At 47.3% G+C, this 18,266-nt stretch carries 21 protein-coding genes; 7 read left to right on the top strand and 14 right to left on the bottom strand.

The window, feature by feature from the left end:
* Positions 1-112 precede the first annotated feature (112 nt).
* Together ACO1NU_RS14685 and ACO1NU_RS14680 are read right to left on the bottom strand one after the other, a co-directional pair.
* Entirely contained in the window at positions 113-682 is a 570-nt protein-coding gene (locus tag ACO1NU_RS14685) for an NADPH-dependent FMN reductase (RefSeq protein WP_448819242.1), read from the bottom strand.
* Between the two features lie 7 nt (positions 683-689).
* Positions 690-1,268: a YceI family protein gene (locus tag ACO1NU_RS14680; RefSeq protein ID WP_448819241.1), complete on the bottom strand. Its 579-nt coding sequence runs from the start codon at positions 1,266-1,268 to the stop codon at positions 690-692.
* A 277-nt stretch (positions 1,269-1,545) separates the two neighbouring features.
* On the opposite strand from ACO1NU_RS14680, the gene ACO1NU_RS14675 reads away from it, so the two are divergent.
* The gene (locus ACO1NU_RS14675) at positions 1,546-2,868 is read left to right on the top strand and encodes a chloride channel protein (RefSeq protein WP_448819240.1); all 1,323 of its coding nucleotides are present in this window, start codon (positions 1,546-1,548) and stop codon (positions 2,866-2,868) included.
* Here the strand turns inward: ACO1NU_RS14675 and ACO1NU_RS14670 are convergent.
* The 10 genes from ACO1NU_RS14670 to ACO1NU_RS14625 form a co-directional block, all read right to left on the bottom strand.
* The gene (locus ACO1NU_RS14670; protein WP_448819239.1) at positions 2,865-4,256 is read right to left on the bottom strand and encodes a PAS domain-containing sensor histidine kinase; all 1,392 of its coding nucleotides are present in this window, start codon (positions 4,254-4,256) and stop codon (positions 2,865-2,867) included. The two genes, ACO1NU_RS14675 and ACO1NU_RS14670, sit on opposite strands and share 4 nt — an antisense overlap.
* 133 nt (positions 4,257-4,389) lie before the next feature.
* Positions 4,390-4,641 carry a YtxH domain-containing protein gene (locus tag ACO1NU_RS14665; RefSeq protein WP_448819238.1) on the bottom strand — a complete coding sequence of 84 codons (252 nt, stop codon included), beginning with the start codon at positions 4,639-4,641 and terminating at the stop codon, positions 4,390-4,392.
* A gap of 125 nt (positions 4,642-4,766) precedes the next feature.
* On the bottom strand, positions 4,767-5,195 hold the full coding sequence (locus ACO1NU_RS14660; protein ID WP_448819237.1) for an RrF2 family transcriptional regulator: 429 nt from the start codon (positions 5,193-5,195) through the stop codon (positions 4,767-4,769).
* Between the two features lie 46 nt (positions 5,196-5,241).
* Positions 5,242-6,195 (bottom strand): iron-sulfur cluster repair di-iron protein, encoded by a 954-nt coding sequence (gene ric / locus ACO1NU_RS14655; protein ID WP_448819236.1) that lies wholly within the window; start codon positions 6,193-6,195, stop codon positions 5,242-5,244.
* An 85-nt stretch (positions 6,196-6,280) separates the two neighbouring features.
* The gene (locus tag ACO1NU_RS14650) at positions 6,281-6,613 is read right to left on the bottom strand and encodes a metal-sulfur cluster assembly factor (protein ID WP_448819235.1); all 333 of its coding nucleotides are present in this window, start codon (positions 6,611-6,613) and stop codon (positions 6,281-6,283) included.
* Positions 6,610-7,893, bottom strand: a complete 1,284-nt coding sequence (locus tag ACO1NU_RS14645; RefSeq protein ID WP_448819234.1) for a hypothetical protein — start codon at positions 7,891-7,893, stop codon at positions 6,610-6,612. Before ACO1NU_RS14645 ends, ACO1NU_RS14650 begins: the two co-directional genes overlap by 4 nt.
* Positions 7,890-8,696, bottom strand: a complete 807-nt coding sequence (locus ACO1NU_RS14640) for a DUF2249 domain-containing protein (protein ID WP_448819233.1) — start codon at positions 8,694-8,696, stop codon at positions 7,890-7,892. The genes ACO1NU_RS14645 and ACO1NU_RS14640 overlap by 4 nt, the downstream gene beginning before the upstream one ends.
* 156 nt (positions 8,697-8,852) lie before the next feature.
* Complete coding sequence (locus ACO1NU_RS14635; protein WP_448819375.1) at positions 8,853-9,032, bottom strand: histone H1; 180 nt, start codon at positions 9,030-9,032, stop codon at positions 8,853-8,855.
* Between the two features lie 70 nt (positions 9,033-9,102).
* The gene (locus tag ACO1NU_RS14630) at positions 9,103-10,800 is read right to left on the bottom strand and encodes a protein-disulfide reductase DsbD family protein (protein WP_448819232.1); all 1,698 of its coding nucleotides are present in this window, start codon (positions 10,798-10,800) and stop codon (positions 9,103-9,105) included.
* A gap of 11 nt (positions 10,801-10,811) precedes the next feature.
* Positions 10,812-11,258: a protein-disulfide reductase DsbD domain-containing protein gene (locus ACO1NU_RS14625; RefSeq protein WP_448819231.1), complete on the bottom strand. Its 447-nt coding sequence runs from the start codon at positions 11,256-11,258 to the stop codon at positions 10,812-10,814.
* A 226-nt stretch (positions 11,259-11,484) separates the two neighbouring features.
* Here ACO1NU_RS14625 and ACO1NU_RS14620 point away from each other — a divergent pair, with 226 nt between their 5' ends.
* The 3 genes from ACO1NU_RS14620 (at position 11,485) to ACO1NU_RS14610 (ending at position 12,790) form a co-directional block, all read left to right on the top strand.
* Entirely contained in the window at positions 11,485-11,865 is a 381-nt protein-coding gene (locus tag ACO1NU_RS14620) for a hypothetical protein (RefSeq protein ID WP_448819230.1), read from the top strand.
* A gap of 12 nt (positions 11,866-11,877) precedes the next feature.
* The gene (locus ACO1NU_RS14615; protein ID WP_448819229.1) at positions 11,878-12,177 is read left to right on the top strand and encodes a SelT/SelW/SelH family protein; all 300 of its coding nucleotides are present in this window, start codon (positions 11,878-11,880) and stop codon (positions 12,175-12,177) included.
* A 79-nt stretch (positions 12,178-12,256) separates the two neighbouring features.
* Positions 12,257-12,790, top strand: coding sequence for a pyridoxamine 5'-phosphate oxidase family protein (locus tag ACO1NU_RS14610; protein ID WP_448819228.1), 534 nt, complete (start codon positions 12,257-12,259; stop codon positions 12,788-12,790).
* 1 nt (position 12,791) lies between these two features.
* On the opposite strand, the gene ACO1NU_RS14605 is transcribed toward ACO1NU_RS14610, so the two are convergent.
* Positions 12,792-15,158, bottom strand: a complete 2,367-nt coding sequence (locus tag ACO1NU_RS14605; RefSeq protein WP_448819227.1) for an endonuclease MutS2 — start codon at positions 15,156-15,158, stop codon at positions 12,792-12,794.
* Positions 15,158-15,736, bottom strand: coding sequence for a DUF4296 domain-containing protein (locus ACO1NU_RS14600; RefSeq protein WP_448819226.1), 579 nt, complete (start codon positions 15,734-15,736; stop codon positions 15,158-15,160). Before ACO1NU_RS14600 ends, ACO1NU_RS14605 begins: the two co-directional genes overlap by 1 nt.
* A 40-nt stretch (positions 15,737-15,776) precedes the next feature.
* On the opposite strand from ACO1NU_RS14600, the gene ACO1NU_RS14595 reads away from it, so the two are divergent.
* From ACO1NU_RS14595 to ACO1NU_RS14585, 3 genes are read left to right on the top strand one after another with little or no spacing between them, the layout of a single operon-like run.
* Positions 15,777-16,520: a YggS family pyridoxal phosphate-dependent enzyme gene (locus ACO1NU_RS14595; protein WP_448819225.1), complete on the top strand. Its 744-nt coding sequence runs from the start codon at positions 15,777-15,779 to the stop codon at positions 16,518-16,520.
* Positions 16,521-17,012, top strand: a complete 492-nt coding sequence (locus ACO1NU_RS14590; protein WP_448819224.1) for an N-acetyltransferase family protein — start codon at positions 16,521-16,523, stop codon at positions 17,010-17,012.
* Positions 17,005-18,264, top strand: a complete 1,260-nt coding sequence (locus ACO1NU_RS14585) for an aspartate kinase (protein WP_448819223.1) — start codon at positions 17,005-17,007, stop codon at positions 18,262-18,264. Before ACO1NU_RS14590 ends, ACO1NU_RS14585 begins: the two co-directional genes overlap by 8 nt.
* The last annotated feature ends 2 nt before the right edge of the window (positions 18,265-18,266 follow it).

Here is an 18,266-nt window from a genome sequence, read left to right as displayed (position 1 = left end):
AAAAAAGCGGAAATAACTCAGGGAAAGGAAACTACTTTCTTGAAAATACAAAAAAACCAGCCAGAAAGTGATCTGACCGGTTCATTTTTCTTATGGAAGGATGCCAGGCAAATTATTGGTCTTCTTTAATGATTTTCAATCCTTTAGTCCAGCGGACAATGGATTTCAACATCGTTTCAGCCGCTTTTAGGGACACCTCGTTCGCACTGAACTGATCCTGATCATCGATAAACTGTGTGAACATCGGAACGTTCACCTGCTCAGCCAGAGGAATTACCTTCATGGTGATCAGATCCCGTTTCAGATCATTACTTGCGCGGGTTCCTGCGGAGATACCACCATAGCTAACCAGTCCCGCTGCTTTATAAGCCCACTCATGCACCAGATACTCTATCGCATTACGCAATGATGCCGGATAACCATGATCGTATTCGGCGGTTACAAATACGAAAGCATCTGCCTCTTCGATCTTTGCAGACCATTGTTTGGTATGCTCGTGCTCGTACTGTTTCATTACCGGATGCTTAGATTCGTTCATTACAGGCAGGTTGATCTCTCCAAGATCAAGCACTTCCACATCGAAGTCGCCCGTATTTCTAGCCAGATCAGCGATCCATGCTGCCACCACGGGACCTTTTCTTCCCGGTCTTACTGTAGAACTGATAATTTTCAACTTGTACATTATAGAACTATTTAGGTTGTCCGAACTCCCCATCGGCCTGGATCCATACCTCATCACTAATCATTGCTGCAGGGAATTTACCACCGATTCCGAAGTCGGAGCGCTTGATCATCCCTGTTACCTGAATACCGCCCACTTCTGCATTGTTGGCTCCCGGGTTCTTTACGATACCGCGGAACAGCATATCCATCGTTACAGCCTTGGTTACCCCGTGCAGTGTCAGGTTACCACTTACCTTGTATTTCTGGCCACCTGCAGGTTCGATCGAGGTGCTTTTGAAAGTCAGAGCAGGATACTTGGCTGCATCGAAAAAGTCAGCGCTCTTCAGGTGGTTATCCCGCATAGCCACTGCAGTGTTAATGGAGTTGACGTCGGCATTCAGGGTAATCACCGCATCAGACATGTCGGGTTTGGAATAAGTTATGGTCGTTTCGAACTTGTCGAAGGCGCCGTTGATGTCGCTAATACCCAAGTGAGTTACCTTGAAACCCAACCTGGAGTGCATAGGATCTGATTTCCAGGTTTTCTGTGCGTAAGTTGTCGCAGTCGCTGCCACCATCAGTAGCATAAGAATCATTCTTTTCATTGTTTTGCTATTTATTTATTGTGAGTAATGAAGTAACAAACGTTTCGTCCGGCGTACTGCCAAGCCAGGTGTTTCAGGCTCCATATTTGAATCCGGATAAAATAAAGCTAGCATCTTCGCTCCTGCCGATCAAGGTTTGGAACAAAACATGACTGGAGGGCGACATGATGATAAAGTTAATATATGTTACAACATCTATATACATGATAAAGAAATAATCCGGGTATTTTGTTTTGTCTGATGTTTGTATCTTCGGCATTTCATTCACCGATACGATTTGAACTCTCCGAACCTGCTCTTATGGCTGAAGCGTTTGCTGCTTTGGATCCTGATGATCTGCAGCACCTCTGCGGCTATCGGCTGTATTGTAGGCCTGTTTCTGGTGCTGCTATCCTCAGCAACGCATATCCGCTTTCGTTACGAATGGTTGCTGTATGCGCTGCCGCTTGCAGGCTTGCTGATCCACTTCATCTATAAGTCGATTGGGAAATCTTCCGAAAAGGGGAATACGCTTATCATTGAAGAAATCCATCAGCCTGGTGCGGGGGTTCCCTGGATGATGGCGCCCATCATTATCCTGACGACGGTTATTACGCATCTTTTCGGCGGCTCGGCTGGCAGGGAGGGTACCGCAGTACAGATTGGAGGAAGCATTTCGGCTGCATTCTGCCGGATGTTCAGGATTCCGGATGCACAAAGACCTGTTTTGCTGACCGCCGGGATAGCCGCCGGTTTTGGCGCCGTGTTCGGCACGCCGCTCACGGGCGCGCTGTTCGCGGTGGAAGTGCTGACCTTTAAACGACTGAAGCTGAACCTTCTGCTCCCCGGTTTGTTAGCCAGTCTGGTAGCCGATAAGGTTGTTTCCCTGCTGGGCATCTCTCATACGCAGTATCATATCGGTCATCTACCTGCCTTTTCAGGAACGGATGAACTCCTGCTGATGGCTAAGGTTATTCTCGCCTCAATCGCCTTTGGACTGGCAAGCTATGCCTTTATTCTCTTCTCGAAGTCTGTTAAACAGGTCAGCCTCCGGATAGCTCCGAAGAAATGGATGATCCCACTGGCCGGAGGTATCATCATTATCCTGCTCTCTTTCCTAAATGGTAAACCCGATTACCTGGGTTTGGGTGTAGACGCCCAGTATGCGGGTGCCATTACGATTCCTTCGGCATTTAACGCAGGCGGCGCCGATGCATGGAGCTGGCTTTGGAAGACGATCTATACGGGAATTACACTTGGAACCGGTTTCAAAGGAGGTGAAGTGACACCTTTGTTCTATATTGGCTCGACACTGGGGAACACGCTCTCGGGACTGCTGGATGCCCCGGTAGGACTATTCGCTGCACTGGGCTTTGTGGCTGTGTTCTCGGGAGCCACCAACACGCCCATTGCATGTACTATCATGGGCGCAGAGCTCTTCGGTCCCGACTATCTGTTCTTCTTCGCCATAGCATGTTTTGTTTCTTACCTGAGCAGCGGGGATCCCAATATTTATACGGGCGAAGGTGAAGGCACTGACGCAGCCGGGAAAGGCCAAAGGAGTTACCTGATCAGGAAGTCTTCCCGATACCTCTGGAACAGGCGGAAACCTGAAGATTAAGACTGCTCTTCAGCAGCAGACAGCGGCAGGTAGAACCAGAAGCGCGATCCCTGGTTTTCTTCGCTCTCGACTCCCATTTCTCCATGATGCTGTTCGATGATCTGATTGGATATATAAAGCCCCAACCCTAGCCCCTGGAACGACTCTCTTACGCTGCTTACGCGATAAAAACGACTGAACAGATTTTTGATCTCCAAAGGAGATATCCCTATACCAAAATCCCGCACCGATACGGTCACGCGGCCGTCCTCTACCCTCGTTTGCAGGATGATCTTCTCCCCTCCTGGAGAATATTTAATGCCATTTGTTACCAGGTTAACCAGCACCTGATTTAAGCGGGCGCGGTCTGCGTGCAGGGATACGTTCTTGTCGAGCATCAATTCGATACGATGAGAGGTATGGACATTTCCAAGGTTTTCTGCCATTTCGGTCAGCAGGTCGTTCAGCATGAAGTTCTCTTTTTTCAGGTACATGATGCCCGACTGGAGTTTGGTAACATCGAGCAGGTCGAAGATCATCCCAATGACGCGGTTGATCTGCTTATCCATTTTACTAACCAGCTGTATAGAACTGGAATTGTTCTCCGCTTTCAGGCGCATCTCCAGGACCTGGGTATAGGCCTTGAGGCTGGTGAGCGGAGTTTTAAGTTCGTGGGAAGCAATTCCGAGGAAGTCGCCCATTTCCTGCTCATGACTGATGCGGCCGGTAATATCCTTGAAGTTCATTACCAGCGCCTGAATGGACTTATTATCGAGATGGTTAGCGATGGCATTTTCAGCCCAGATAAAGGTGCCATCGGCTTTTTTCATTCGATGCTGAACGGTAATAGAAGAACCCGCATGAGAGGCGACTTTAAAAAAGTGTTCCTTAAGCGTGGTAACGTCCTCTTCTTTGATGAGCTCCCACACGGAGATGGTACGCAGGGCTTCTTCTGTATAGCCCGTAATACGGTGTACCGCTGGGTTATGGTAACGTACAGAGCCATTTACCCCGACAAGCATAAAGGCTTCGGAGCTTTCCTCGATCAGGGTCTTAAAACGTTTCTCTTTAAGAAGCCCTTCGTTGGTCTGTCGGATATACGTGTCGATTATATAGATAATGAGGCCGTTTTCGGCCAGGAAAAGAACCCAGGTAAGAAAATGCGGTGTATGCCAGTAGGGGTCCCCGTCTTTGAACATGAGACCCCGGAAAGAGATCAGGGCAGAAACAAACAGGGCGAATATGGCGGGCCCCTTGCCTAGAAACCGCAGCGACAATATGATAACACCGGTGAAAAGAAGGTGCGAAAAACCCTCTTCCTGACTGCCTAAAAGCAAAGATTTCAAATATTCGGCACCCAGAACCAAGATCAAGCTTATCAAATATTTCACAGTGCTTATCCTATCCATGATGATACCTGGTAATAAATACTCAAAGGCAATTGCGGGTTTATTGGCTTATACACCCTAATGTATATAAAAAAAGCGAGATCCAGCCTTATGGGGGCAGGATCTCGCTTCAAAAATATATTTTAGAATTGTTTTAGACGCCTAAAGCGCTTTCTGCATGATCTACTTGTGACTCTGCTGAGTTCCTTGACTTATTTACGGCATTCATCCCCTTTTCGGCAAGGTCACTCGTTTTCTCTTTCGACAGATCATATATGTCTTTAAACCATCCGGCTAAACCTTCACGGTTCTCCTCACCTTTTTCAGGAGAGAATAAAAGACCTACTACGGCACCAACGGCAACTCCTGCCAGCAATGCAGCTATTATTTTTGATTGATTGTTCATAGACACTACATTAATTTATCATTCCGAATTGTAAGTATAACAAAAAGAATGCTGAAGTGTTGGGCATCGGTGGAAGATTGACCTCAAGTTTTTTTTAAATTACTAGGAATCAATTATTTCAATCTTCAACGCAAAAAGTACTCATTCTTCTCGTACGACTGTACCATTTCGAATACTGATTTTCTGCTGAACTCATTACATAGCTGGTCGCGAATAGGCTTTGCCTGATGGTGCATGGGACATGGACGGGCCTCTGAACAGTTGCTTAAACCCATGATACAGTTTTTGAAGATACCGTCGCCGTCGATGGCACGGATGATATCGACGAGGTACACGGAGGATGGATCCTCTATATAGAATCCACCCGTTGGGCCCTTCAATGAAGATAGAACTTTCTTCCGGGTAAGCGTCTGCAATATCTTACCTGTAAAGTGCATGGGCGAGCCAATGACCTCCGAGATTTCTATTATCCCGGTCTTTTCGCCGCGAACAGTCTTGTAAGCGACATAGATGGCAGCGCGGATGGCATATTCACATGATTTAGAAAGTATCATATCTTCAAAACTCCTGCAAGTTTAGCGCATTCTAAGGAAAAGGCCGTTAATTATTCCATGTTTTTTCAAGCTCAATGGCCTTAGGGAACAGGATATTGTTCTCCAGATGAACATGCTGGTGCAGGTCAGTTTCAAACTCCTGAAACATCTTGAAAAGGATGCGGTAAGAGGTGCAGGCATCTTCCGGTACGGCAAAGTCGTTGGTAACCGCACGAATCTCAGATAAATCTTCTCCGGCATGCTCATGCTCTGCTTCCATCACCTGAATCGGATTAGCAACCTGGCCAAAAGCAGCTGCGGGCAGCGCTGTGTTGGCTCTTCTGGCGGCGACCAGCTGTTTGATGTAAGGGAACAGGATCTGTTCTTCTTTCTGAAGATGAAGGCTCAGATCGGCAGCTACGCCGGCAAATGCTTCAGCAGCGACAATGACTTCCGGATGGGCATCACCGTGTACGCGTGCCACCTTCGCAGACATTTCTAAAAGAAAGGGAATGGTATCTTTAACGTATTTATGATGTGTAGAAACAATGTAATCGCACATGAAATCGAGTTCCCAGCCCTGGTAATTTTGAGAAGGAGTACCCTGAGCCTGGTCCATGACAGCTAGTTCGCGTTTCACGTCGTTTATGTCGATTCCCTTTTTGCTGCACACCTCACTTACTTTCTTCTTGCCGCCGCAGCAGAAGTCAATACCGAATTTTTTGAAGACCTGCGCCTTGCGGTAATCCTTGGCAACGATCTCACCAATAGTAGCTTCCTGCTCTTCAGTAGTTTTACGTTCTATTTTAACCTGCCAGTTATCAGGACCGCTTTCCAGATAATCCCAGCTGAAGATGTTTCCGCGTTCAGCAATGAGCTGATAGTACAATGGCTTGGGATCATGGTCGATTGAAATCACAAATCCCTCTCCTGCTTCCAGGGCGTCGAATTGTTCGAAAATCATCGGATGTCTGAACCGTGGTTCAATTTCAGTTACGTTCAGGGTGGCTATAGTTTCCATATTGTTTATGATTTAATAGAAGACAAATATATCTTTTATTGATTGTTCAGGAAATGACGCTGGTCACATCCTGCTTTTTTTTTATTTAACGCCTTAGTTGTTTAAGTCCTTCTTCAGTGATGTTCTCATAAGTCCACTGAGGTTCCCAAACCAGCTGAACATGCACGTCAGTACCGGGAAAATCGGTTTCGATACGGTTCTTGACCGACTGGAGAATCGCCTCGCCCATGGGGCAGTGAGAAGATGAGAGGGTCATTTCGATGCGAATCTCCTCAGACCCGGGTTCCGCGCTGATGTTATACACAAGTCCCATATCGATTACGTTGATCTGCAGCTCGGGGTCGAGCACTGTTCTGAGCGACTCGATGATCTGGAGTTCGCGAAAGGAGGATTGGTTGGTGATATTGAATTCTTTCATGGCTTGATAGTTGTTTTATGGGTGATCAGGATAATGACATTGCCGAGATAGGCACATGCGGCAACAATGATACATACGGCACCGATGATCATCAGGGTGCTGTATGAAAGCAGGAAGCCGGTGAAAAACGTCAGGCAGAAGGCCAGATAAGCGATATACTGAAGCTGCAGGAGCCTGGGTTGATACAGATCAGCAGGCATGGGAATCTTCGCTTTACCGCTGAGATGCTCATATTTTTTTACCCATACAATGAATGGCAGTGTTTTGAAAGTCTGCCCCATAATGAGGGCTGTGATCCAGCCCATGAAGATCAGCATACCATATAGGCTCGAGAGCTTCACAGACCAGGCATTAGAAACACCGGCATAGTGAATGATGGCCGGAAGCAGTAAGAGAGCCAGCGACAAGAAGAAAATGGAGAGGGCCGTCTTGAGTATAGGTATGTCGAGCTTTTTCTTGAGCCGCGAACGGAAGCATCTGCGGACATACACGAAATAGCAGCCGAGGCCAGCTAACATGGGCAATAGTATAAGCTGCGTATGCGCGCTTAGTCCGTTCAGGTAAGCATCCACTATGAACAGGATCAGGGAGAGATTGATCAGGTAGTAGCTCCAGCTAAGCAGGTGTGCGGGTTGATCCCTGGATACCAGGAACATGGGTATAAGCTTGGCACTAACGCCTATGATCAGCATGAGAAACCATCCGGCAATACCCATATGGGCATGCAGCCGGAGAAAGTGCAGGTGGTCTTTGGGCAGGAATCCATATTGAAAGTTAAATACCAGAAGTGTTCCCAGAATCACGGTGGCCAGCAGCCAGATGCAGGATGTCAGGATAAAATCTTTATAAGCCGAATGGATATGACTCCGGGAGGCCGTCTTGTACACCAGAATGCAAAACAGGATAACCGAGGTAGAAAGTAAAAGTCCCCCTACCTGCATATGGAGGCCCGGATCAAAGGTCCAGAGCGAGAACACAAGACAGAATAGTCCCGGTAAGAACAGTGCCAGGATAATCCAGGGCAGCCGGATGCTAAATAACTCGCACTCCAGAAGCACGGGCAGCAACTGATAACAGGCGCCAAAGATGATGAGTGTACCCCAGCCCAGTGCTGCAAGATGGGTGATCGCGAGCGTACCCGGTGCGAAATAGTGCTGCGGAAAATCTCCGCTCAGCAGCAGCAGGAGAACGGCCAGCAGGGCAAAGCATAGTCCCGAGATCAGATAGTGGATGATGATCAGCCGGTACATTCCCGGGGCTGTTTTGGGTAGCTGGTTCATGGCTTGTAGATAATGAGGTTCATTTTTCCATCATCTGTCGGCTGTGTGACGTGCTCGTATCCACGTTCCTGCAGATGTGGCAAGAGGTATACCGGAAGCTTCTTATGGTGCACGAACAGTGCCTCCTCATCCGGCATGTTCTGGAGATTCTCCAGGATCATGATCATCGGCTGGGGCATGCCGAGATGACGAACATCTATGGTTCGGAGCCGGTCTTTATACTGTAGAAGGAGATCTTCAAATGCAGGTTGAGCGGACTCACGTGGGGCTGCCTTCGGAGTTGCCACAGGGCGGGCGCCGGCAGCAGCCTTCTTCAGATAGGTGATGACGCTCCCCTCCTCCTGCTCTATTTCATGGGAGAAGCCTTTTGCCCGGAGCATGTGGATCAGGGGAACCGGCTCGAAAGGCGCGATCAGCTTCAGACATTCGTCATCACTCAATTCATCAACATGTTCTAAGATCAGCTTCAGCGGGTCCTTCTTATTTGCGAGTATGGGTCGCACGTCTAATACGCGGACTGTTCCGCGTGAGATCGGCACCTGTTTGACTTCAGGGGCCGGCTTTGCCGGGGTCTGATCCTGAACGACGAAGCCGATCTGCTGCATGGCTTCCAGAAATGCAGGAACTTCGCATCCCGCCACTTTACAGGCTCCCTCGATATCGACCATTCTGGCGAGTACATTTCTTAGTACGGGATTGCGCAGGCGGGAGAAATTAGGATGCAGCTGAATGAGGCGGTTGAGAACAGCTTCCTTCTCTGCCTTCAGGAGGTCAATGATGAGCGTTTTTCTGGAGATAACCATGGTTATGGGTTTTATATCTCCAAAAATACACAATAAAAGATAAGTTTATCTTTTATAAAAAGCAGATATGACGAAGATCATTTCATCATGGAAATTGCAGTCAAACAAAAAAGGCTGTCGGTTAGGACAGCCTTTTTAATTATTATAAAAAGCGGATTAAGCTTCTTTGTTTTTGATTTCGGTTACTTCATTACGAATTTCCTGAGCAAGCGTCTTAATTTCCTGCAGGGTCTTGCGAACACGGGTTCCGGCAGCACCGCTACCCTTTGTGTAAAATTTGTCAGCATCAGCTTCCATTGAAGCAACAAGCTCTTTCAACTTTGTGAATTTTTCCATAATAATATTCTTTTGCAGCAAATATATATTTTTCAACGAAAAAACTGCTGTAAATGAATATTTATTGAATTTATTTTCCCGCTTTAAAGGCATCCAAGCCGCTTTTTAAATAAGCCGCATAACTGTCGATGTTGAAATCCGCACCGATAGGATCAAGGAGTACGCTTTCCTGCGGAGATAACAATACATAAAACGGCTGTGAGTTGGCGTTGAACCTGGAAGTCTGGAAATCACTCCACTTATTGCCCACAGTCTTGATCTTCTTCCCTCTTGCTGACTCATACTGCTCGTTAGCTGGTAATGCGGTTTTATCATCCACATACAGCTGGATCAGCACATAGTCATTACGAATGATATTCAAGACCCGTGAATCGGGCCATACAGAGCTTTCCATCTTGCGGCAATTGACGCAGGCGTGTCCTGTAAAGTCAATAAGTACGGGCTTATTCACCTTTTTCGCGTAAGCGAGCCCTTCCTCATAGTCAAAGAAAGCTGTCAGACCCAATGGTGCCTCGAAAAGATCGGTGTACTTAGCCGGCTGCGGACCTTCGGATGAGGAAGAGTTTGTGTTGCCGGCTTTGAGGGAAGCAGTATACAGGTCGAAGTCCTGCGTATGCTGCGGAGGCAGGAATGCAGATATCGAGCTGAGCGGAGCACCCCAAAGTCCCGGGATCATATAAACCGTAAAGGCGAGCACAATGATCGCCATGAAGAGCCTCGGTACCGACAGGAACTTCATCGGAGAGTCGTGAGAGAGAGTAAGCTTGCCGAGCAGGTATAAGCCCATCAGACCGAATATAACGATCCAGAGGCTCAGGAACACCTCCCTGTCAAGCCATTCCCAGTGATAGGCAAGATCGACGTTGGAGAGAAACTTGAGAGCAAGTGCAAGCTCCAGAAAGCCGAGTACCACCTTCACACTGTTTAGCCAGCCACCCGATTTAGGGAGAGACTGCATCAGAGAAGGAAACATGGCAAACAGCGCGAATGGTATTGCGAGGGCCAGTGAAAACCCAAACATACCGACTGCAGGACCTAAGAGTGCCCCCATCGTGGCGGCTTCTACCAGAAGATATCCGATAATCGGGCCGGTACATGAGAAGGACACCAAGGCCAGTGTGGCGGCCATAAAGAAAATGCCGACAAAGCCTTTGTTATCTGATTTAGCGTCTGCTTTGTTTACCCAGGATGAAGGAAGCGTAAGCTCGAAAGCGCCGAGGAATGACGCGGCAAATGCCACAAGCATGACAAAGAAGAGCAGGTTGAATACTCCGTTTGTAGAAAGGTTATTCAGCGCATCGGCACCGAAGATCACGGTAACAATGAGGCCAAGAATCACATAGATAACGATGATAGATAAGCCGTAGATCACCGCTTTGACTACTGCCCCGGATTTACTGGCTGCACTTTTGGTAAAGTAACTTACCGTAAGAGGAAGCATGGGAAATATACAGGGCATGATGAGTGCCGCTATCCCACCGAGGAACCCCGCAATGAAAATGGCCCATAGAGAACGGCTCTGGTTATGTCTGGACACGGCTGTCCCGTCGGCCACCTGAGCCTTGCTGCTGCTATCTGCTCCTGTAGTGACCTGCACTTGTTCAGTTGCCGTAAGAGAAGAACTGTCGGCAGCAGTATCAGGCGTAATTTCAGTAAATTCAACATCGCTGAAGTCAATAGCTTCCGTGCTGTCCTGCGCCTGGACGCGTGCAGTAAAGAGAGCGATCAGGAAAAAGAAAAGAACGCTTATTTTTCTGAATTTCATCATGTAAGGGGAAGCTATTTAACGGGAATACTGAAGCTGACTTCATCAGGCGGAAGACACTTCTCGTCGTTGCAGGCCATAAATTCGAGGGTCCCCTTCACCACTGGCTGTCCGGCTTTGATTTTTATTTTTTGCTGGAATACCACGGCATTCTCGAAATAGCTAACATTCATACCAAAGGCTTTTTCAAACTTGGTAACTGGCTTAGGCTCGATCGTCTTGCCAACGAGCGTAAAGGCTTTAGATGGTGCGAAGGTAAAGGAAGTAGCCACAGGGCCGCCATCAGCAACATGTTGGGAGTAGATATGCCAGCCACGATCTACGGTGGCCTTAATCAATACCATTGCTTCGGTACTGTTCAGACGTTTAGCTGCATAAGACCATTTCACGGGTTCGAGAACCTGTGCCTGGGTAGACCGTGCGATGATGACGGTCAGGAGAACTAGAAAAAACTTCTTCATGGTTTCTTTTCGAAATTTACAACAATTCAAATATCTGCCTTTTAAAGTTGCATTGAAAGTGATACGGAGATATTGATGCTTTTATTACCTGTGTTTAACAAAATACAGGCTTTGCTAACGCTAAACTACTTATTTTTTATATTCGTACCTGTAACATCGCGATGAGGATTGATACCGCGATGAAGCATTGTTTATTATTTCACGCTTTAACAAAACACCAGACCGTATGGATATCGGCCAGTTAAGAGAAGGAAATATCATTGTTGTATATCCGAGAGCAAATCAGGAGGGCATCCTGTCTGTGAAAGAAGTACAGCCCGGCAGTCTCCTTTGCGACATGCTGAGTCCGCGACCGGGCTACCAGTTCAGAATCCGTTTCAATGAGGTTAATCCGGTAAAGTTATCGACCGACTGGCTCGTCAAGGCTTCATTCAGAAAAGACCCTGGAGCTACGGGGCAATGGATCAGTCCGGACAACCAGCTTGCATTTATTTTTTCGGGGGAGACAGGTGTATTTGGAAATGCGGCGGACAGGGAACTCATCTACCTTCATCAGCTGCAAAATACCTATCTTGAACTTACAGGTAAAGAGCTTCATATTTCTTAGAGACAGCATCTTATGGAAGACAATAAAAGTACACCAACGAAGAAAACAGTGAGCCTGGAATATTGCCCGAAGTGCGGTTGGCTTCTGCGTTCGGCCTATATGGCTCAGGAACTTCTGACCACCTTTTCGGAGGATCTGGAAGGCGTTTTGCTCAAGCCTTCGGAGACGAGTGGAACTTTTCAGGTGCGGGTGGACGACGAGATTATCTTCGACAGGAAGCAGGCTGGACGCTTTCCGGAGATCAAGGAGCTGAAGCAACTGGTGCGGGACCATGTGAACCCCGGGAAGAGCCTCGGACACTCAGACCGGTAGAGCTATCCAAATTAAAATTATCTAAACAAAATCGGTCGTCAAGCCTTGTATTTATATCAAAAATATAAAACAAGTACCTATGACACAACTTACTGGAAACACTGTTCAGGAACAGCTTGCCGAGATCGAGTATATAAAAAAGGCCCGCGAGCTGTCATCTAAGATTGCGGATATCAAAATCGCGATGCTCACCACCACAGAGGCGGATGGCACGATAGACAGCCGCCCGATGTACACCTTCAAGGTCGGGGACGACGGCTTGATCTGGATGTTTGCCCGGAAGAGCTCAAGAAAAACGACAGAGATCGGACTAAATCCAAATGTGATGCTGAACTACAGCGATCCGGCACAGGACCTGTATGTAACGGTAAAAGGCACGGCGACGGTTACACACGATCCGGTTAAGATTGATGAGCTATGGACCGACAGGTATAAAACCTGGTTCCCTTATGGCAAGGAAGACCCGGAGTTATGCCTTTTGCGCATACAGCCTGAAAAGGCCGAGTATTGGGATACACCCGACCTTCTCCTGGCGCAGATTGTTTCACTCGTGAAGAATACCATAAAAGGCAACGCGAATGAAGAAGGCGAACATAAAGAAGTAGACTTCTAGACTAGCTCAGATAGACATAGGTGATGCCATCGCCTCCGCGATCGGCATGCTCATCCTCCATCCGCGATACCTGAGAATACTTGCTCAGGTATCCGCGGATCAGTTTACGCAATATCCCATCCCCTTTTCCGTGAATGATTTTAAGGCTTGACATACCCATCATAAGTGCCCGGTCAAGATACTTTTCAATTTCCTGCACGGCATCTTCTCCCCTCATACCGCGGATATCTATTTCCGGACTGAACGATGCATAGGTGTCAGTCAGCTGTGAGGAGTAGGACTTGCGGATTTCCTTGGGTACTTCCTTTTTGGTTACACGTTCCACCCTTTTCCGCTTCACGACGGAGCGGAGGTCGCCTATAGCGAGAATGACGTTGTCTTTAGTCACATCAATAACCTGCCCTACAGTCTCTGAATCAACCAGTTTAACCCAGTCGCCATGTTTAAGCTCCTGATCAGCTTTAGCTACTGGCTTTGGAGCTTCCTTTGTGACCTGATGCTTTTTCAGTTCCTGTTGCAGGTTCTGGCGGAGTTTTACCGTACTTTCTTTATCTGCTTTGGTTTCTTTGATTTCTGATATGGTGTTCTCGATGAGCTTGTTGGCATTCAAAATAATCGACTGCGCTTCTTTCTTGGCCTCCTTCAGGATAGCTTTCTTATTTTCATCCAGATATTCTTTGAGCTGCTCGTTCTCACGAAGCAGTGCATCCACCCGTCTTTGTTGTTTATCCAGAGCGACTTTCTTCTCCAAAACCTCTTTTTTATCGCGCTCCAGATCCACCAACAGGGTATCAACCTTCTTTTGATGAGTACCGATCTTACTCTTTGCTGCGTTGAGCACAGGCTCGGGCAGCCCGATCTTCTGTGCGATCTCGAATGCGTAGGAGCTTCCGGGCTTGCCCATCTCCAGAATATACATCGGTTGCATCTCGAGGTTATTGAACATCATGGATGCGTTTTCCAGTCCCTCTGTTGCATTAGCGAAGAGCTTCAGATTAGAATAGTGGGTGGTGACCACTCCACGGATCTTCTTGCGATTAAGCGCATCAAGCACCGCTTCAGCAATGGGGCCACCAAAGAGGGGGTCGGTACCCGTACCGAACTCATCGATAAGCACCAGCGTTTTCCCTCCTGAATTCTCCACGAAGTACTTCATCTTGGAAAGATGGGCACTGTATGTACTTAAGTCGCTTTCTATTGACTGATCATCACCTATATCGGCAAAGACCTGTTTGAATACGCCGAAGACGGAATGCTCATCAACGGGTACAAGCAGACCGGCCTGCACCATGATTTGCAGGAGTCCGACGGTTTTCATACAAACCGACTTCCCTCCAGCATTAGGGCCGGACACGACGACAACACGTTGCTTTTCGTCGATATTGATATTCAGGGGAACAACGGTTTGCTTTTCCTTGCGGAGCGCGAGCAGCAAGAGCGGGTGCCGGGCGTTGACCAGACTGAGCTCTGCTTTGTTGACCAGGACAGGCATCTCCGATTCCGTGTCGATAGCAAAGAGGGCCTTAGCTCTGACAAAATCCAGCTTGGTGAGGAGGCCATGGTAGGCCATAAACAAGGGAACGTATGGTCGGAGATCATTACTCAGGGCAACGAGAATACGAATAATTTCCCTGCGTTTGTCGAACTCCAGATCCCTGATCTTATTGTTCAGCTGAAAGACCTCTTCAGGCTCAAGATAAACGGTTTGTCCAGAGGCAGACTCGTCATGCACGAAGCCTTTAACCTTTCTTTTATTCTCGGCGAGCAGAGGGATACAGAGCCGGCCGTCACGAATGGTTAAAGAGCCATCGGCAGTGTAGCCGCTGTTCTGTGCATTCTTGAAAATGTGGTCGATCTTCTTCCTCGCCTCCTGTTCAGCGCGGGCAATATTTGCAACAATTTCCTGCAGTTCCCGCGATGCGTTTGCCCTTATTTTTCCTTTTTCATCAATTACCGATTCGATGCTGCGGATGATCTTCTTCTCGATCGGCAGGTGCTCGAAAAGAGCTACCAGCGTTGGATAACGTCCCTCCCGCTCATTGAAATAGCTGATGACTGAAAATACGGTCTGAAGGGAAAGAAGAACCTGATGAAGCTCGGCTTCAGTCAGGAAAGCACCTTCCACACGAATCTTTTCAGCCAGGGACTTGATATCAAAAAGATTGCGGATAGGCAGTGGGGAGTCGTTCTCAAGAATTTCTTTAAACTCCCTGGTTTGACGCAGGAACTTGCCGATATTCTCGTAGTTCGACATCATCTGAATTTTATCGACCATTTGGCGGCCCATATCGCTCAGACAAAGTGATTGTATATGTGATTTAACTTCTGTAAACCCTAGTTTATCAGCAGCATTATTGGGGTAGATCATTATTTAATTCTCGCTTTCATCATTGAATCCCGCCTGACGGAATCCTGTTTTCTCATTCTCTCTCTTTCCAGCATTTGCTGGAAGGTCCATCTTTTAACCGGAATAACTTTAAACGTATCGATCTTGATATATTGCTTGTTCAGGGAGTCATTTCGTAAAGAATCTTTCTTCAGCTTCAGCTGTTGTGCGAGCCGTTGCTGTTGTTTGTTATAGGCATCCTGTTCTTGCTGTTGTTTTTTCTCTTCAATCAGGCGCTGTTCCTTTTCTAAGGCCTCCAGGTTCTTCACGATTGTTTCGTACATGGCTTTCAGTTCGGCCGGATTACGGGAGTAGTACTCCAGACTCTTGCGAATACCGAGCGAGTCCGTATTGTATTTCTTGTATATCGATCCGTACATGGCAGCGATCGTGTTTCTGCTGCTGTGTGAATAAAGCGAACTTGCATAGCCATCGGCCAGGTGAACATTGGTGAGCACCTCGATCATCGTCTTCTTCTCCAACACACCCTCGGGCCTATCATCAGATTCACAGGCATTAAGAAAAATGATCACAAAAAACAATAACAATAAACGCTTCATTTAGTAATTTAGCCAGATTAGGGGTTAAAAATACGCATAAATGAGCATTGCAGCCAACTTGACGAAATTAAAGAATGAAGTGAGCGCTTCGGGGGTTAAGCTGATCGCTGTTTCCAAGACCAAGCCTGTGGCCGACATCATGGAGGCTTACGAAGCCGGTCAACGGTTATTCGGGGAAAATCAGGTTCAGGAAATGGTAGAGAAATACGAGGAATTGCCTAAGGATATCGAATGGCACTTACTGGGACATCTTCAAACAAATAAGGTAAAATATATAGCTCCTTTTGTGAGCCTTATCCACTCTGTAGACAGCCTGAAGCTTTTGAAAGAAATTGATAAGCAGGGAGCAAAGAATAAACGGGTTATTGACTGTCTGCTTCAGATCTATATTGCAGATGAAGATACCAAGTTCGGACTCGGCTTTGATGAAGCTATCGAATTGCTGCGGTCAGATGAATTTGCAGAGATGAAACACGTGCGGATCGTGGGCGTGATGGGTATTGCTACCAATACAGAGCATGAAAAACAGATCAGAGACGAGTTTAATGAACTGAAAGTCTTTTTTGATGGCTTAAAGGTATCATTCTTCCGCAAGGAGGATTCCTTTAAAGAAATATCGATGGGCATGTCTTCAGACTATCAGATCGCCATAAAAGAAGGAAGTACCATGCTTCGTATCGGAAGTACGATATTCGGTAAGCGTGTAATTCCGCACTGGAAGAATAAGGATGCCTCAGAATCGGCTATTCCCCCATCCGACCAACCAGATTCAACACTAAATTAGATGAATATCAATATTCGCAGGGCACATCGGGATGACTGCCCGCAGCTGCTCGAAATGGTGAAAGGGCTTGCGCTCTATGAGAAGGCTCCCGAGGAGGTGACCGTGACCATTGAAGAGTTTACCGATGCAGGATTCGGGAATGCTCCGGTTTGGACCGCATTCGTGGCGGAAGTAGAGGGCAAGGTTGAAGGCTTTGCCTTGTATTATATCCGCTTTTCTACATGGAAGGGTTGCAGGATGTACCTGGAAGATTTTTACGTAAATGAAGATCTGAGAGGCAAGGGTGTGGGCACCATGCTATTCGAGCGTATTCTGCAGGAAGCGAAGGAGAAAAAATTTAACGGCGTCAGCTGGCAGGTGCTCGACTGGAATGAGCCGGCTATCAACTTTTACAAGAAATACAATGCACGGTTTGAGGGCGAATGGATCAATGTTTCACTAAGCGCTGATCAGCTTTCAGACGGTAGCATTATACCAGCAATACATGATTGAAGTATACAAATTCGGAGGGGCCTCGTCTAAAGATGCAGAAGGTATCAGGAACATCGGCCATATATTATCACTAAGACCGGAGGTTCAGCTTCTGATTGTTGTTTCGGCAATCGGAAAGACAACCAATGCGTTGGAGGAGCTCGTCAACGCCTATGTTGATCGTAAAGAGAATACGCAGGATATCCTTGATGCCATCAAGCTCTATCACGAGAACATCATCCATGACCTCTTTGAAGATGTGTCCCACCCTATTTACGATGACGTGGCGAACGCGTTTGTAGAAATTGAGTGGATACTGGAGGAGGAACCTTATGACACTTACGACTATCTGTATGATCAGATCGTTTCTGTAGGAGAGCTGGTATCGTCAAAGATCGTTAGTCATTACCTGAATAGCTCCGGCTTCAGCAATAAATGGGCGGACGCGCGGAGTTATATCCAAACAGATAATACCTACCGGCGAGGAAAGGTGGACTGGGAAAAGACCTCGGACAGGATCAGGGAACAACTCCTCCCCGTTCTGGCCGACCAGTATATTGTCACGCAAGGCTTCATCGGAGGGACCTCAGAGAACTTCAGCACGACCCTGGGTCGCGAAGGTTCTGACTATTCTGCAGCAATCTTTGCAACCGGTCTGGGAGCGCAGGCGGTTACGATCTGGAAGGACGTTCCGGGGGTATTAAACGCAGACCCGAAGCTATTTGCCAATACCAAGAAATACGACGAACTTTCTTACCGTGAAGCCATTGAGATGACCTATTACGGGGCTACCGTGATCCATCCAAAGACTATAAAGCCACTTCAGAATCACCAGATTCCATTATATGTGAAGCCTTTTACGAGTCCTGAGGAATCTGGAACCTGCATCACGAACACGGATGTGAAGGTTACGGAGCCAGCGGTGATTATTAAAAACGACCAGATTCTGATTTCGCTCACAACGAAGGATCTTTCGTTTATAACGGAAGAGCATATCAGCACCATTTACAAGAGCTTTGCTGATGTTGCTATTAAGATGAATGTTGTCCAGGTATCAGCGACTAGCTTGTCGGGCTGTATCGATAGTGACCAGCGGACATTTTCTAGTCTGATTAAGCGGCTGGAGCAGGGCTTTGGAGTCAAGTATAACGAGGGCCTTCAACTGATCACCATGAGACATTATGATAGAGAGCTTCTAAATGAATTTACAAAAGGAAGAACTATCATGCTGGAACAAAGCAGTCGCGTTACCGCTCAGGTTGTTTTGAAATAGTT

The sequence above is a fragment of the Arcticibacter sp. genome (assembly GCF_053551015.1).
Note: the sequence above shows the minus strand (reverse complement) of the source record. Positions and strands in the feature narration are given on the sequence as shown.

What these genes read in the sequence shown, in the direction of transcription:
- ACO1NU_RS14685 (WP_448819242.1), bottom strand. Translation starts at nt 682, where the DNA reads ATGTACAAGTTGAAAATTATCAGTTCTACAGTAAGACCGGGAAGAAAA.
- ACO1NU_RS14680 (WP_448819241.1), bottom strand. Translation starts at nt 1,268, where the DNA reads ATGAAAAGAATGATTCTTATGCTACTGATGGTGGCAGCGACTGCGACA.
- ACO1NU_RS14670 (WP_448819239.1), bottom strand. Translation starts at nt 4,256, where the DNA reads ATGGATAGGATAAGCACTGTGAAATATTTGATAAGCTTGATCTTGGTT.
- ACO1NU_RS14665 (WP_448819238.1), bottom strand. Translation starts at nt 4,641, where the DNA reads ATGAACAATCAATCAAAAATAATAGCTGCATTGCTGGCAGGAGTTGCC.
- ACO1NU_RS14660 (WP_448819237.1), bottom strand. Translation starts at nt 5,195, where the DNA reads ATGATACTTTCTAAATCATGTGAATATGCCATCCGCGCTGCCATCTAT.
- ric (WP_448819236.1), bottom strand. Translation starts at nt 6,195, where the DNA reads ATGGAAACTATAGCCACCCTGAACGTAACTGAAATTGAACCACGGTTC.
- ACO1NU_RS14650 (WP_448819235.1), bottom strand. Translation starts at nt 6,613, where the DNA reads ATGAAAGAATTCAATATCACCAACCAATCCTCCTTTCGCGAACTCCAG.
- ACO1NU_RS14645 (WP_448819234.1), bottom strand. Translation starts at nt 7,893, where the DNA reads ATGAACCAGCTACCCAAAACAGCCCCGGGAATGTACCGGCTGATCATC.
- ACO1NU_RS14640 (WP_448819233.1), bottom strand. Translation starts at nt 8,696, where the DNA reads ATGGTTATCTCCAGAAAAACGCTCATCATTGACCTCCTGAAGGCAGAG.
- ACO1NU_RS14635 (WP_448819375.1), bottom strand. Translation starts at nt 9,032, where the DNA reads ATGGAAAAATTCACAAAGTTGAAAGAGCTTGTTGCTTCAATGGAAGCT.
- ACO1NU_RS14630 (WP_448819232.1), bottom strand. Translation starts at nt 10,800, where the DNA reads ATGATGAAATTCAGAAAAATAAGCGTTCTTTTCTTTTTCCTGATCGCT.
- ACO1NU_RS14625 (WP_448819231.1), bottom strand. Translation starts at nt 11,258, where the DNA reads ATGAAGAAGTTTTTTCTAGTTCTCCTGACCGTCATCATCGCACGGTCT.
- ACO1NU_RS14620 (WP_448819230.1), top strand. Translation starts at nt 11,485, where the DNA reads ATGGATATCGGCCAGTTAAGAGAAGGAAATATCATTGTTGTATATCCG.
- ACO1NU_RS14615 (WP_448819229.1), top strand. Translation starts at nt 11,878, where the DNA reads ATGGAAGACAATAAAAGTACACCAACGAAGAAAACAGTGAGCCTGGAA.
- ACO1NU_RS14610 (WP_448819228.1), top strand. Translation starts at nt 12,257, where the DNA reads ATGACACAACTTACTGGAAACACTGTTCAGGAACAGCTTGCCGAGATC.
- ACO1NU_RS14605 (WP_448819227.1), bottom strand. Translation starts at nt 15,158, where the DNA reads ATGATCTACCCCAATAATGCTGCTGATAAACTAGGGTTTACAGAAGTT.
- ACO1NU_RS14600 (WP_448819226.1), bottom strand. Translation starts at nt 15,736, where the DNA reads ATGAAGCGTTTATTGTTATTGTTTTTTGTGATCATTTTTCTTAATGCC.
- ACO1NU_RS14595 (WP_448819225.1), top strand. Translation starts at nt 15,777, where the DNA reads ATGAGCATTGCAGCCAACTTGACGAAATTAAAGAATGAAGTGAGCGCT.
- ACO1NU_RS14590 (WP_448819224.1), top strand. Translation starts at nt 16,521, where the DNA reads ATGAATATCAATATTCGCAGGGCACATCGGGATGACTGCCCGCAGCTG.
- ACO1NU_RS14585 (WP_448819223.1), top strand. Translation starts at nt 17,005, where the DNA reads ATGATTGAAGTATACAAATTCGGAGGGGCCTCGTCTAAAGATGCAGAA.